Origin of the sequence: Chlorobium sp. (assembly GCF_021740465.1) — a bacterium.
Taxonomy (GTDB): Bacteria; Bacteroidota; Chlorobiia; order Chlorobiales; family Chlorobiaceae; genus Chlorobium.
In genome coordinates this window covers 21,823-36,489 of the sequence record NZ_JAIOZR010000011.1, presented here as the reverse complement: position 1 = coordinate 36,489, position 14,667 = coordinate 21,823, and the positions used below count along the sequence as shown (strand labels likewise).

General features: G+C 54.6%; 13 protein-coding genes and 1 tRNA gene. 1 reads left to right on the top strand and 13 read right to left on the bottom strand.

Annotation, left to right across the window (positions count from 1 at the left end; translation table 11 throughout):
- Positions 1–78 precede the first annotated feature (78 nt).
- The 8 genes from leuA to mtgA all read right to left on the bottom strand — a co-directional run bounded on the left by leuA (position 79) and on the right by mtgA (position 6,945).
- Positions 79–1,767 (bottom strand): 2-isopropylmalate synthase, encoded by a 1,689-nt coding sequence (leuA, locus tag K9G39_RS06660; protein ID WP_292004150.1) that lies wholly within the window; start codon positions 1,765–1,767, stop codon positions 79–81.
- A 339-nt stretch (positions 1,768–2,106) separates the two neighbouring features.
- On the bottom strand, positions 2,107–2,526 hold the full coding sequence (locus K9G39_RS06655; RefSeq protein WP_292004149.1) for an META domain-containing protein: 420 nt from the start codon (positions 2,524–2,526) through the stop codon (positions 2,107–2,109).
- 161 nt (positions 2,527–2,687) lie between these two features.
- Positions 2,688–3,425: an ABC transporter permease gene (locus K9G39_RS06650; RefSeq protein ID WP_292004148.1), complete on the bottom strand. Its 738-nt coding sequence runs from the start codon at positions 3,423–3,425 to the stop codon at positions 2,688–2,690.
- Complete coding sequence (locus tag K9G39_RS06645; RefSeq protein WP_292004147.1) at positions 3,425–4,405, bottom strand: ABC transporter ATP-binding protein; 981 nt, start codon at positions 4,403–4,405, stop codon at positions 3,425–3,427. Before K9G39_RS06645 ends, K9G39_RS06650 begins: the two co-directional genes overlap by 1 nt.
- A gap of 33 nt (positions 4,406–4,438) precedes the next feature.
- On the bottom strand, positions 4,439–4,603 hold the full coding sequence (locus K9G39_RS06640) for a hypothetical protein (RefSeq protein ID WP_292004146.1): 165 nt from the start codon (positions 4,601–4,603) through the stop codon (positions 4,439–4,441).
- 69 nt (positions 4,604–4,672) lie between these two features.
- A complete protein-coding gene (locus K9G39_RS06635) occupies positions 4,673–4,957 on the bottom strand; it encodes a metalloregulator ArsR/SmtB family transcription factor (protein ID WP_292004145.1) in 285 nt (94 codons plus the stop codon).
- A gap of 85 nt (positions 4,958–5,042) precedes the next feature.
- Positions 5,043–5,993 (bottom strand): hypothetical protein, encoded by a 951-nt coding sequence (locus tag K9G39_RS06630; RefSeq protein ID WP_292004144.1) that lies wholly within the window; start codon positions 5,991–5,993, stop codon positions 5,043–5,045.
- A 43-nt stretch (positions 5,994–6,036) separates the two neighbouring features.
- On the bottom strand, positions 6,037–6,945 hold the full coding sequence (gene mtgA / locus K9G39_RS06625; RefSeq protein ID WP_292004196.1) for a monofunctional biosynthetic peptidoglycan transglycosylase: 909 nt from the start codon (positions 6,943–6,945) through the stop codon (positions 6,037–6,039).
- Positions 6,946–7,121: 176 nt separating this feature from the next.
- Here mtgA and K9G39_RS06620 point away from each other — a divergent pair, with 176 nt between their 5' ends.
- Positions 7,122–7,544 carry a cytochrome c gene (locus tag K9G39_RS06620; RefSeq protein WP_292004143.1) on the top strand — a complete coding sequence of 141 codons (423 nt, stop codon included), beginning with the start codon at positions 7,122–7,124 and terminating at the stop codon, positions 7,542–7,544.
- Positions 7,545–7,670: 126 nt separating this feature from the next.
- Here the strand turns inward: K9G39_RS06620 and K9G39_RS06615 are convergent.
- From K9G39_RS06615 to K9G39_RS06595, 5 genes are all read right to left on the bottom strand, one after another.
- A tRNA-Arg gene (locus K9G39_RS06615) sits at positions 7,671–7,743 on the bottom strand.
- A gap of 47 nt (positions 7,744–7,790) precedes the next feature.
- Positions 7,791–9,680, bottom strand: coding sequence for a DNA mismatch repair endonuclease MutL (mutL, locus tag K9G39_RS06610; RefSeq protein ID WP_292004142.1), 1,890 nt, complete (start codon positions 9,678–9,680; stop codon positions 7,791–7,793).
- 90 nt (positions 9,681–9,770) lie between these two features.
- A complete protein-coding gene (locus K9G39_RS06605; RefSeq protein WP_292004141.1) occupies positions 9,771–11,042 on the bottom strand; it encodes a competence/damage-inducible protein A in 1,272 nt (423 codons plus the stop codon).
- An 8-nt stretch (positions 11,043–11,050) separates the two neighbouring features.
- Positions 11,051–13,531, bottom strand: a complete 2,481-nt coding sequence (gene thrA / locus K9G39_RS06600; protein WP_292004140.1) for a bifunctional aspartate kinase/homoserine dehydrogenase I — start codon at positions 13,529–13,531, stop codon at positions 11,051–11,053.
- Between the two features lie 253 nt (positions 13,532–13,784).
- Positions 13,785–14,660, bottom strand: coding sequence for a F0F1 ATP synthase subunit gamma (locus tag K9G39_RS06595; protein ID WP_292004139.1), 876 nt, complete (start codon positions 14,658–14,660; stop codon positions 13,785–13,787).
- Positions 14,661–14,667 lie beyond the last annotated feature (7 nt).

Genomic DNA, 14,667 nt, shown 5'->3' with positions numbered 1-14,667 from the left:
TATTTCCATTTAAGATACAAAAAAAACGCAACCCTCCCCGAATCTGCGGCGGATACTGCCGCAGATTCGGGCACGCCTTTATGGAAGACGGTTCAGGGCACTGACAATGGCCTTGATCGAGGCAAGGCTGATGTTGGAATCGATGCCGGCACCGTAGGATACCCTGCCGTCGGAACAGCCGATTCTGATGTAGGCTACCGCAAGTGCTCCGGCACTGTGCCCGATGGCGTGCTCGGCATAATTCTCGACGCTGAAATCAAGACCGCTCACCTCCATGAAACCCTTGACAAACGCATCGACGGGACCGTTTCCCTTGGCGTCTATGCCGAACTCCCTCTCCTTCATCTGAACCGTGCAGGTAATGATGGTCGCCTCTTCGTCGATACGCTCGGGATCTTCGTCGTCCCAGCTGATGTGGCACTTTTTCAGCACGAACGGCTCCTTGAGCTTCACGTACTCCTGGTGAAAAAGTTCGTGAATACGCTCCGGCGACAACTCCTCGCCGGTACGATCGGCAACGGCCTGAACCGCTTCGGCAAAATCGGGCTGCATCCATTTCGGAATCTGGATACCGTAATCCTGCTCAAGCACGTAGGCAACGCCGCCCTTGCCGGACTGGCTGTTGATGCGTACGATAGCCTCGTAGTTGCACCCCACATCCTGAGGATCGATGGGCAGGTAGGGAACATCCCATATGCCGTCCTGCGAACCTTGATGCGCTTTCATGCCCTTGCTGATGGCGTCCTGGTGCGAACCCGAAAACGCAGTGTAAACCAGTTCCCCGGCATAGGGGTGACGCGCATGCACATCCATGCGGGTACACTTCCGGTAAACCTCCCGGATTCTCGGAAGATCGGAAAAATCAAGTTCGGGATCTACCCCCTGGCTGAACAGGTTCAGCGCCATGGTAACGATGTCCATATTACCGCACCGCTCTCCGTTGCCGAAAAGGGCGCCTTCGACCCGGTCGGCTCCGGCCATAAGGGCGAATTCGGCTGTAGCGACCGCCGTTCCGCGGTCGTTGTGCGCATGCACGCTGATCAGAACGGCGTCACGGTTTTTGATGTTGCGGCAGAACCATTCGATACGGTCGGCATAGATGTTCGGCCTCGACATCTCTACAGTTGAAGGCAGGTTGAGAATGATCCTGTCGTCCGGGCCGGCTCCCCATGCGTCCATCACCGCATGACAGACTTCAAGCGCATAATCCAGCTCGGTGCCGGTAAAGCTTTCCGGACTATACTCGAGCCGTATGCCTGCATTACCACTCTCCTCTTTCAGCCGGCGCACGAGCTTCGTCCCCTCCACGGCAATGGCCTTGATCTCCTCCCTGTTCTTCCGGAACACCACATCCCGCTGCTGCCGGGAGGTCGAATTGTACAAATGCACGATCGCGCGCTCGGTGCCCCTGACAGCCTCGAAGGTTTTCCTGATGAGATGCTCCCTTGCCTGGGTCAGCACCTGAATGGTGACGTCATCGGGAATGAGCTGCTGCTCGACAAGCCTTCTGACAAAAGCGAACTCCGTGGCCGATGCCGAGGGGAAACCGACCTCTATCTCCTTGAAACCGATGGAAACAAGAAGCTGGAACATCGAAACCTTCTCGTCCACACTCATCGGAACCGGCAACGCCTGATTGCCGTCCCTCAGATCGACGCTGCACCAGACCGGGGCTTTGCTTATGGTGTTGTCCGGCCAGGTCCGGCCGACAATGTCCACTGCGGGATAGGCAGTGTACTTCCGGTAATTCATCCCTTTCTTTTTCATGCCTGCTTGTCCTCTTTTTAATCTTTTAATCCTCGAAACGAAAAAAGCCGCGAGCCCTGAGAGGCCGGCGGCTTTATAAACAGTTCTTTTCCTGCAGAAAACGAACTAAAACGCACCTCCCCCAAGAGCCCTCCCGCTCCGGAGTAGTAGCAGACCGAGACCTGCCGCAAAACTGTTCAGGTTCTTCTGGTGCATTGCTTTCCCGAAAAAAACATTCCCTGTTCAAAAAAATGGATTGTCGTAATATACAAAAATCCCGAATTAGTGCAATTGCTTCATCATAACGCCTCAGAAGCACCACCCGTTCCCGAAACATCACGAAACACTCCCTGCCCCCCTTCACCTTACTGCAATAAGCTCCATAACGGCTCTCCCTCCCCTGTCAAAAAGAATCAGCCTGCGGCCGGAAATCTCGTATGCTGCCGTACTGCGCATGGCTCCCAGAAAGCGCCGTTCCTGCTCCATGATATTGGGAGAACAGGCCATACGCGTAGTCCCGAGCGAGGTGAAGGAAAGCTTGCCGGCATTACGGTTGTAAACACCGTTGACATTGTTGCAGCCCGTCGAACCACCGAGACGTCCCCCGCTGTGCAGAATGAGATGCGCATCCATTTTCTGGCCGGCAAAAAAGGATGCCTTGCGGCCCAGAATTTCAACCGCCCTCCATGTTGTGCCGATGAGCTTGGGAGCTGAAGAGGGGCGGCCTCCATCAGGTTTCGAATAGGGTGCCGAGCACCCCGCCGCCATGAAAAGAAGCATAAAAAAAAGTATGGGAGCAGATGCCCGAAAATGCCTTGTTTGGAATGAATATCCCATGATATACAAATTTTCAGGTTGCTGGCAGAGGCTTGCTGAATGATGCAATATATCTCTACTTACCGTCATTATCTGCTGAAAGTTCATCGGCGAAAGAGGCCCGGCTACCCTATCCAGTGTCTGTTTATGCTGTGAAGACTGAGCGAGAACAGCAAAAGGCAGAACCCGGCAAGAGCGGCAAAATCGAGTGCCGCGGGAAGAATCTGCTCTCCCTGGATAGCCGCGTGAAGGATATCCACCCCATAGGTGAGGGGAAGCATGAACGATAACGGCTGGAGAAACCAGGGAAGGGCAGTGACCGGAAAAAACAGCCCGCAGAGAAATATCATGGGAAAGCGGACGAAGTTGGAAAGGGTCTGAACCTCGAACACCTCGGTAGCCAGAATGGCGAGCAGCAGGCTGAGATAAGTTGAGACAACGGCTATAAGCAACACGGCCGGCACAACCATGCTCCAGTCGGTACCGGAAAGATCGGCAAACCAGAATCCGAGCAGAACCGGCACCAGAGCGTTGAACATGCCGAACAGGATCGCTCCGGAGGTTTTGGCCAGCATGAGAAGAACAAGCGGAATCGGCGAGAGGAGCAGCCGGTCGAACGCCCTGGCCTTTTTCTCGAAGGTCACGGCAACAGCAAGCATGGAACTGGTTCCGAACAGCACCGACAGGGCGATCATGCCTGGAAGCACGGATTGCAGCGAATGCGTATCCTGACCGGAACGGATAAGAAACATGCCTGTCCATGCAAGGGGAAAAAGCAGGCCCCAGCTAACATTAGGAGGCTTGAGGTAATATGCCTTCATATCTTTACGGACAATACTCCAGAAGGCTATCCACGTTTTCATTACCTCCACCTCCCCTCTTTTTCCTTCAGCATGCTACCAGCTCCGATTCCGGTTATCTCCACAAAAACATCTTCCAGTGAAAGCACTCTTTTCCTTGCCTCTATCACCTCCACTCCCCGGTCTTCGAGAAAACGGACCAGGGAACCGGCTTTCAGGGGTTCTCCTGACTCGACCCTCAGCTCATCGGGGGCCTGCAGTTGAAAATCGAGTCCCGGAAAAGCCACTTCGAGCTCCCCAAGCGGAATCGGGCACCCTCCCGAAAGTGAAACCGTCAGGGCATAGCGGCCCTGAACCGGCTGCAGCAGCCGTTCAACGGTGTCGGTACGCACAATCCTTCCGCTGGCAATAAATGCTATCCTGTCGCACAGCCGCTCTGCCTCACCGATGAAATGGGTCGTAAGGAAAATGGTGACGCCTTGCCGGTGCAGACCGGTAAGCAGCTGGCGTATCATGCGGGAACTCTCGACATCGATGCCGGAGGTGGGTTCATCGAGAAACAGCAGCGGCGGACTGTGCATGATCGCAGCGGCAATCACCAGCCTGCGTTTCATGCCTTTGGAATATCCGGAGAACTTTCTCGACGAGGCATCGACGAGACCGAACAGCTCAAGCAGCTCCGAAGCCTTCCGGCTCCGATCCTGGCGGCGCATGCCGTACAGAGCGCCGGAAAAGCAGAGATTGTCGAACCCGCTCAGTTCGGGATAGAGATTGCTTTCGTCGGAGACAACACCTATCAGATGCTGTGCGGCTTTCGGGTTGCGACTGCAATCGATACCCCCGATCTCGATCGAACCGGCGTCGGGACGGCTCAGCCCCGTAAGCATACTCATGGTAGTGGTTTTTCCCGCACCGTTCGGGCCGAGAAAGCCAAACAGCTCCCCTTTTGAGACCTCGATATCGATCCCCCCTACAGCACGGACCTCTCCGAACCGCTTCTTCAGACCCCTCGCCCTGATTGCCGGACCCGTCATGGTGCTCATAGGCTCTTTACTGCAACAGATGCATCATCCGGCTCAGGATCCGCAGCAGCATTTTTTCTTTTCAGCCTGGTTCGCGGGAGTCTGGCAGACATGCTCCTGCCGGGCTCCGTGACACTCCTCAACCTGCTGAGGCGAGCACTCTTCGGGTTTTCCTTTCAGCATTTCAGGCTTTTCACAGCTCGTCTGTTCCTGTGTCATGATAATTGTACTCCATGATATTGATTGACAGGTTTTGGCAAAGACACTTATCGGCATCCGGTCAGATATTCAGCCATCTTCATGCTGAAAAAACCGCACGGCATCGTCTTTCATCCGGTCAAGAGCTTCACGATTTACCCGGTAGTGCACAAAATACCCTCTCCTGTCAGCCACTACCAGATCGGCATCCCTGAGTACCCTGAGGTGCTGCGACACCGCTGCAGAAGTGATACCGAGGGTTTTGGCAATGGAATTCACGCAAAGAGACCGGTGTTTCAGCAATTCGATCATTTCTAACCGAGTTGTAACCGAAAGAGCCTTGAAAAGTCGTGTCAGTTTGACGGTTTCCGTCACATGTCGCTGCTTTTAATTAAGTATATGCGCAGATAACATACAAAAACAAAGTACTATTCCCTGCAATAACCGGGCAATCAATGATTCATCCGTTATTGATCGCTGTTCCCGTTGCCATACCGGCAGCTTTTTCCTTGAGCGTGCGGAACTGGTCGCTCACAGCCTCGATTCTCGCCTCCCATGCCGGATCAGGTTTTGTGGTTTCAGCCTCTTTCAGAAATGTCAGAAGGGTCGAGGTGCAGGCAACGGGATCGAACAGTATCCATTTTGCCGATACGCCGAGAAAAAGAGCCAGAACAAAAAGGGCGAACTTTGCAAATGACCAGGAGGAAGGAAGAAAAAGCGCGGCCGCTCCGAAAGGGATCATGAAGACAATCGTCGTTATCGCGACAAAAACATAGCTCAGTACTGTAAGGGCGACTGCATTCTTCAGGATTGGTTTCCAGGACTGGCAGTAGATGAGAATTCCAGATTTTGCCGCATCGAACACGTTGCTGTTCTTTGTGCGGAAGGTGTAGGCGATCACCGATTCGTCGATATAGGTGAGGCTGAAGTTGACCACCCGCTGTACGATCGAAGCCAGACCTTCAAGCGCCGGTATGGGAAGCGCCTGCATAACGTTGAAAAGAGTGCGATTGAGTGAGCGCAGCACCCCTTTTATGAGTTGATCCACAAGGGCAAGCACGCTGACCTCCCTGAAATAACCCATTACCCTCTCCTTTGCCCATGCGGTCTGGGAGATGCCCGAAGGAAGCGATCCGTTCTCTACAATTTCGGTAATAAGGGCTATATGACCGGCCTGCAGCAGATAGAGCACATACTCACGGATCAGCCTGAAGCCGAATCCGCCGCCGAGAAGTGCAAGAAAAAAGAGCACGGCCGCCGCACCGCCTCCAAACACGCTGCCGATCAGCACGAGAATTCCGAGAAACACCGCCACAACTGCAACCAGCACGCCGTAGACCATTGCCCGGTAGAAAAGATATGCGCTGGTACGCATGACGATGCCTGTTGCCTCACCAAGATGCAGAGCCATAGTTGTATCCTCCGGTTTTTTGACTTTAGGTTATCCTGAGCCGTCAGGGATTTGATGCGTCGTCCCGCACCGGTTCGCCACTTCCTTCCGATTCCCCGACGCCACCGCCGCCCGGAGATGGTTTCCCCTCTTCAGGTGCACGCATACCCGTGCTGTCGGATGATTCGGCCTGCTCGATCAGATAGTCCGGAACCCCGACAACGACGGAATCGACTTTCGTGGTATCGGGTGGAGGAGCCATAACCTCCTGATAATCGGGCACCACGATACCCCGCTTTCGCATGATGGCGTAGATGTGCAGGGCCCGGCTCCTCACGTATCGGGAAGGGTTGACCGGTGAATACTCCAGGGGATTGGGCAGCACTGCGGCCAGACGCGATGCCTGCTGAGCGGAAAGGCCGGCGGCACTGACGCCGAAATAGTGGCGGGCCGCAGCTTCGATACCGAATATGCCGTCCCCCCATTCGGCTACGTTCACATACAGTTCAAGAATCCTGCGTTTCGTGAGGCTCTTTTCGATTCTCCAGGTCAGGATAGCCTCCTTGATTTTCCGGACAGGATTTTTCGATGGTGAAAGGAAGAGATTCTTGGCCAGCTGCTGGCTGATGGTGCTCGCTCCGGACTCGAACTTCTTTGCCTCGATATTTTTTTCGATCGCCTTTTCAATGGCTTCATAGTCGAACCCCTTATGCTCCCAGAATTTGTTGTCCTCGGCGATCAGCACGGCCTTTACCAGGTTTGGCGATACCCGGTCGAGCGGAACCCACCGCTGGCGGATTTTCCTGTCGTCGAGCCCCTCGCTTTTCCACTGCTCTTCACGGTACTCCATGAACGCGGTAGTGGAAGGATTTTCCGTCACAAGACGTCCAACATCAGGATAAACGAGGTAACGGGCGATGTCGACGACAAGAAAAAGAGAGACGATAACAACGATGTTTCTCAGAAGCTTCATCATTCATGCTTTGGATGGGTTAACCGTTATATGAGGAACAAGATACCAAATATCGGAAAGATGACGCCCGGAGGAGCGAAAATTATCCGGCAAAGAAAAAAATCTTTACTTTTTACAGATTCCGGGCTCATGCCGGTTCCATAACATCCAGATACGCAAAACAAGGAAAAACGATCATGAAACGGTTACTGACTGTATTGGTATCCCTGCTGGTCTGCACCCCTGAGGCAGAAAGCGCAACAACGGTTCCCGATGGAAAAGCGGTCTTTGAGAGAAACTGCAGCGTCTGCCACTCGGTGAATCCACCCCCGAAAAGCGCTCCGCCTATCGTGCCGATCGCATCGGCCTACCACCGGCAGTTCGCATCGAAAGCCGCAGGAGTCAGCCATATGGCGGCATTCATGAAAACACCCTCGAAGGCCTCTTCGAAGGTAGATCCCGAAGCCATTACCCGTTTCGGCCTGATGCCGCCGATGGCGCTCAGCGATGCGGAGCTGAAGGCGGTAGCCGCCTGGGTCTGGGATCAGTATAATCCGAACATGGGAAAAGGAGCGGAATCGGGGGCCGGAGCAGGACAGGGCGGAAGCAACTGCCAGTAGGATGGCGGCGGAAGAATGCGCTCCGGCCCGGCTTGGGACAATGACAAAAAAAAGCAGCCTCATCGGTTATCCGATGGGGCTGCCGGCTTTCGTTGGGTTCTGCAAGGTGTCGGGAATAACCACAGGTACCCTTGGGCAGACTCGAACTGCCGACCCACAGTTTAGGAAACTGTTGCTCTATCCACTGAGCTACAAGGGTATGCGTCTGAATGTAGTTTTTTTCACAGAAACATGCAACCTGGAGGATTACGTCCGTCCGAACATCCTGTCGAGCTGATCGAGCATCAGCTTGATGATGACCGGCCGCCCATGAGGGCATGAATAGGGAACCCTTGTAGCGAACAGATTGTCGATCAGGGAGCGCATCTCTTCAAGGCTGAGCTTCTGGCCGGCCATGATGGCATTACGGCACGAATAGGACTTCGCCAGGTTGTCCCGTTTTTCGAGCTTGAGCTTCGAGGCGTTTTCCTGATAGCCGGAAATCATGTCCTGCAGAATGGTGACCTCCGTTCCCGAGCGGACATCCTGGGGAATCCCTTCGATCATAACGGTTCTCGACCCGAAATCCCTGAGATTGAAGCCGAGACGGTAGAGATCGTCGCGGATATCCTCGAACACTTCATACTCCCACTGACGAAGTTCAACCTTCTGCGGAAACAGCAGTTGCTGGGAGTTAGGTACGTTCTGGTTCATCACATCCAGCGCCCTTTCATAGAGCACCCGCTCATGGGCGACATGCTGGTCGATGATCATCATGCCGTTCTTGATCTGGCAGATGATATATTTGTTGTGCAGCTGCCAGATTTTCGGTTCGGCGCCTCCCGGCTCCGTGCCACTGTCGTCATCCTGAAAACGCGACTGGAGAACGGTCGTCAGCACCTCATCGCCGGCAGACGCGACGCTCGATTTCCGCCACCGCTCTTCGGCTTCACGCACAGGGAAAATCTCCTCCTGCCGTGGCGGTTCGTGCCGCTGCCGGGAACCGGATGCAAGGGAGTTCTCCCGGAAACCCTCATAGAGCTCATCCGTCGTTGACATCCTCCCCGGACGTTCATGGTACATGAGCCTGCGGTAGAGCGCCTCGTCCTCCTGACGGAGCTCCCCGGCAGGCGCTCCCTGAAGGGGAGCTGCCGACAGATCGGGCGAAAAATCGTGGAGCTGTACAGCCCTCTTGATAACAGGATAGAACATGTTGCGCACACTGCGCTCATCCTCGAATTTCACTTCGAGTTTTGCCGGATGTACGTTGACGTCGACACGCGAAGGTTCGATCCCGAGAAAAAGCATCGCAAAAGGGGCTTGTCGCTCCGCGAGCAGTTCTCCATATGCCTGCTGAAGCGCCTGGGAGAGCATGCGGTTCTGGATAATCCGACGGTTGATATAGAAAAGCTGATCGGATTTATGACGCTTCATCATTCCCGGCTTTCCGATAAATCCGTGAATCGATAGATAATCGTTCTCCTCGGTGATGGCAAGCAGACCTTCGGAAAAATCGGTACCGTAAAAGTAGTCGAGGCGTTCGCGAATATCCGGGTTCCTGAAATGAAACAGCTCTTCGTCATCGCTGTACATACGCCACTCGATATCGCCGTAGGCAAGCGCAAGCGCCCTGACAGTTTCGAAAATATGGCGAAATTCCGTCGCATTGGATTTCAGGAACTTGCGGCGGGCCGGTACGTTGTAGAACAGGTTCTTTACGCTGACCGAAGTCCCCTCTTCACCGGAAACCTCGCTCTCCTCGAGAAGCGATCCTCCCTCGTAACGAAACCTGAGTGCAAGCGCGGATGAGGATTCCCGGGTTTTCAGTTCGAAATGGGAAACCGATGAGATACTTGCAAGCGCTTCGCCCCTGAACCCGAGACTCATCAGGGTATCGAGATCCTCGACTCCCGAAATCTTGCTGGTTGCGAAACGCTCGACCGAAAGCAGTGCATCCTCACGGCTCATGCCCGAGCCGTTATCGATAACCCTGATAAGCTCCTTGCCTGCATCCTTTACCATGACGGTTATCCTGGAAGCCCCTGCATCGATTGCATTTTCGAGCAGTTCCTTGATAACCGAAGCCGGCCGCTGAACAACCTCGCCAGCCGATATTTTATTGGCAACCGTATCCGGTAATCTTGAAATTTTTGCCATTACAACCCTGTATATACGTTTATCGCTGCTGGTTTCCCCGAGTAAACATCAACCGCCCTGCCGCAGCAGGCTAAAAAAACCTTCAGCCGGTCACTCCCCTGTTTCCTGAAGATACTTCCATACTTCCCGTAAAGCCGCTTCGCTGAAACGCTGCTTGTTCTGCTGCCTTGTGCCGTACATCCGGAATGTCGCCGCCCTTGAGTCGATACCGCCGTCAGGAAGTTTTCCGGCGATACCGATGCAGATCGTCCCCACCGGTTTTTCCGGCGTACCTCCGGAAGGACCGGCAATACCTGTGGTTGAAACGGCGACATCGGCACCGCTCTCCACAAGACAGCCACGAGCCATCTCTTCGGCAACGGCTTCGCTGACCGCACCATGCCGCTCGATGGTTTCCGGAGAAACGCCGAGCAACCGCTCCTTCGACTGGTTGGCATACGACACCACACCCTGAATAAAATATACTGATGAACCCGGAACATCGGTCAGGCGGCTTGCCACAAGCCCGCCGGTACACGATTCGGCGACGGCGATGCTCCTGCGGCTTTCGGCAAGCATCCTGCCGACCGTCTCTTCGAGGGTTGCCTCGCCGGTTGCATAGACAAAGCGACCCGCCCTGGACAGAACGGCCTCGACCACCCGGCGGTTGTCCTCCTCTACGATTTCCCTTGTGGGACCGATGGTGCTGACAACAAGATCTACGCCTGCCGTATGCGGAAGATAGGCGAGGGTTGTTCCCTCAGGAAGGGCATCTTCCACGGCTTCGATAAGATCGGCAAGCATGGTTTCGCCGATACCGACCGTTTTGACGGGCGTATGCCGTATGACCGTCGTGCTCCCGGAGGCAAAAAAAGGAATGACCGTGTTGCGCATCATGGCCTGCATTTCGGCCGGTACGCCCGGCATCAGCACAAGATGGCTGTTATGAAAACGTTCGCCGCAGGGCACAATCATGCCTGCCGCCGTTCCCACACTGTTTGGAACAAGCCGTGATCCTTCCAGAATCATTGCCTGGTCGCGCATGTTTTCAGGAAGGGAACGGCCTCTTCCGGAAAACCAGGCGGAAAGCTTCCCGTACGCTTCGGCACTCTCTTCAAGGCCTCTCCGGAGAAGCCGCATGGCGGCTTTTTTCGTCCGGTCGTCACGGGTCGGCCCGAGACCTCCGGTTACGAGAACAATATCCGCCCTGGAAAGGGATTCCGAAAACACCTCGCCTATTGCATCCTCATCATCGGCACAGGCAACGATCCTTGAAACCGGTATACCGATCTCTCCGAGAGCGGAAGCGATGAAGGGGGCATTGGTGTTGACCTTTCCGCCTTTGAGCAGTTCATCGCCGATTGAAACGATTTCAGCAACCATGTTTACCGTTACACCAGATAACTTGCTATACGCAGAATATCGGCGAATACCCCTCCTGCGGTCACTTCACCTCCTGCTCCCGGCCCTTTGACCACGAGAGGCGTCCTGAGGTAGCGGTCAGTGGTAAAGACCACCAGATTTTCGGTGCCGTTCAGTCCGGCCACAGGGCTATCGACTGGAACGCGCTTCAATCCCACTTTCGCATTACCCTCCTTGAGCTCGCCGGTATAGGCGATGGTCATGCCCTCGCTGGCGGCGCTTTCCATCTCGGCGGCATACCAGTCATCGATGGTCGGGAGGCGGTCGAGGAATTCGGCGGGGGTCATTTCGCCCCGGCACGATTCTGGTACCAGGCTCTGGCACTCCACATCGGCGTAATCCAGCTTATAGCCAAGCTCCCTGCCAAGAATGAGCAACTTCCTGGCAAAGTCAGCGCCCGAAAGATCATCCCTCGGATCGGGCTCGGTATAACCGGCGTCTTTCGCTTTCCTGACTATCTCGCTGAACCGGCCACCCCTGCGCAGCTCGTTGAAAATGAAGCTCAGCGTGCCCGACAGCACCCCCTCGATGCAGAGTATCCGGTCACCGCTGTTCTTCAGATCGTTGAGCGTACTGATGATCGGAAGTCCCGCCCCGACGTTGGTTTCATACAGGAACTTCGCGTTGCTTGATCGCTGGGCCTCAATGATCCTGCGGTACAGAGCCCAATCCCCGGCCATGCCGAGCTTGTTGGCCGTGGCCACGGAGATGTTTGCCTGAAGCAACTCGGGATATTTTTCGGCAACCTGCATGCTTGCAGTACAATCAACCACAATTGTATTGTGCATATTCGCTTCCTTGATCAGCCCGATGTACTCATTAATACTGGCACGGCCATCAAGTGGAGAGCGTTCATGCATTTCATGTATAGTGTCATACCAGTAATCCATATCTTTCCTGTCGCCCTCACCATCAATGACAATAACTCTTGTATTGGCCAACCCGCATACCACGACGTCAAGATCCATCTCGTTCTGCAGGGTCAGGCGATGCTGCCGGATCTGGCTGATAAGACTTTTAGCGATAGTTCCGGTGCCGGCGATGAAGACATGCACCTTGCGCATCGACAGGAAGAAGGACTCGTGGATGCAGTTGAGCGCCTTGTCCTCGTCGCCACTTTCGATGACGAGCGAGATGTTCATCTCGTTGGCTCCCTGAGCGACGGCGATCACGTTGATGCCATTTTTGCCGAGCGTCTCGAAAAGCTGTGCCGACACCCCCGGATGACCGGACATCTTGTTGCCGACCACGGCCACCATTGCCAGGTTGCGGCGAACACTGACGGGATCTATCCGGCGCTCATCGATTTCGCGTACAAACTCCTCTTCGAGCACCTTCTTGGCCATCATCGCCTGTGCGGGCATAATAGCCACACTGATGGACTGCTCCGAAGATGCCTGGGAGATGAAGATAATGTTGATGCTGTGCCGGGCAAGGCAGGTAAAAAGACGTGAGGCAGTTCCGGGCACACCTGCCATGCCGCTCCCTGAAAGACTCAGCAGAACCACATGGTTGATCGAGGTCAAACCGGTAACCGTTCCCGGCCGTCCTTCCTGCGTGCCGGATTCATTGCCAATTCTGGTGCCAGGACTGTCCGGATTGAATGAATTTTTTATCCGCAGAGGAATACCTGCCTTCATGACCGGCTGCACTGCAAGTGGATGGAGCACTTTCGCTCCTGCGTGGGAAAGCTCCAGCGCTTCGACATAGCTGATCTCGGGAATAACCTGTGCATCAGTCACCCGCTTGGGGTCGGCGCTGTAGAAACCATCAACATCGGTCCATATCCACACCTCCTCGGCATGCAGGGCGGCACCGAGAATTGTAGCCGTAAAATCGGATCCGCCCCGGCCAAGGTTGGTCACGCTTCCATCCGGAGCGGAGGCGATAAAACCGGTGACAACGGGCAGTGAATCGAATACGCTGAACCGCTCGCGAATCCGCTTGCCGGTAGCCAGACGATCGACTTTGGCATAGCAATGGTTCTCATCGGTCACAATCAGGCTGCGAGCATCGACACACTCTGCCGGCGTTCCCGAAACATGCAGATAGCGACTGACAATCATGCACGAAAGCCGCTCACCGTAACTCAACACAAGGGCCAGGCTTTTATCGGAAAGCTCCCTCAGCAGAAACACTCCATGCAACACATCCTTCAGCTCGGCAAGCAGCTCCTGAAGCCAGGGCTCTTCTGCTGAGACTGCATCGCGGAACAGTTCACGGACGATACCGCTGTGCAATGCAGCTATCCCTTCAAGTTTTTCACGGTAAGCCGCATCGCCTTTCCCTGCCAATACCGCGATCTCGGCAAGCATATCGGTTACTTTCCAAATCGCCGAAACCACGACGATAAGTGGTGTCCGGCTCGACTCCTTCTGGATGATACCGGCTACATTGCTGATTTTTGTCGCTGATGCGATCGAGCTCCCGCCGAACTTGTATATCTTCATGCTTTCATTAACGCATTAGGTCCCTCAAAAATCTCTCAAACGCTCCTTGGGCGCCGGAACAATAGATTCACGAAAAAACAGTATAGCAGCGTCCGTAAAAAATACAACTTGCCGTCGAGAAAAACGGACTTATGAAATAAACATCATTTCCCGATAGGCTTCAACCCCATCACCCTTAAAAACCGAACCGCGTAAAAAAAAAGCGCCCATGCGGGCGCCTTTAAACAACACATTCGGTCAACAGAGAGCATTGTCAGTTCTTCAGGGCGTCAGCGCCGGCCACGATCTCGCTCAGCTCTTTGGTAATGGCTGCCTGACGGGCGCGGTTGTAGCTGATATTGAGGGTTCTGAGCAGCTCCTTGGCGTTTTCCGTTGCGGAATCCATTGCCGTCATCCTTGCTGCCTGCTCGGCGGCACTGGATTCGAGCATCATTCTCCAGACCTGGGTGCTCAGATGCTTGGGTACAAGCTCATCGATGATAGCCGCGGGAGAGGGCTCATAGATATAATCGCCGCTGTTCTCCTTTCCTGTGCTTTCAGCTGCGATGGGAAGCAGGTCCTCGGCTTTCAGGACAGGCGCAAGCACGCTTTTGAACTCGTTGTACACAACAATAACCTTGTCGGCTTCACCGCGCAGGTACATTGCAGAAGCGGTTTCGGCAATCTCTCTGGCAACGCTGAAATCGAGGTTCTGGAACACGGAAGGATACCCCTTGACAATGGAGAATCCCCGTTTTCGGAAATAGTCAAACCCCCTGCTTCCTGCGCAGATCAGGCTCACACCGCCGTTTTTGTACTGGGCGGCGTAGTCTTCCGTAACCACCTTCTGGGCCAGCTTGATGATGTTGGTATTGAAGGCTCCGCACAGACCTCTGTCGGCTGCGATCAGAATCACCAGTACTTTTTTAACATCCTGACGGCTCGAAAGCAGGGGATTGAGCGATGTGTCCACTTTCGCCGAAAGGGAGCCAAGCATCTCCTTCAGCTTGCCTGCGTAGGGGCGGGCCATGATAGCCCTCTCCTGCGCCCTGCGCAGCTTGGCCGCCGCAACCATTTTCATGGCCTTGGTAACCTGCTGCGTGGATTTTATCCCCTTGATTCGTACACGTATATCCTTTAATGTCGGCATGTATTAG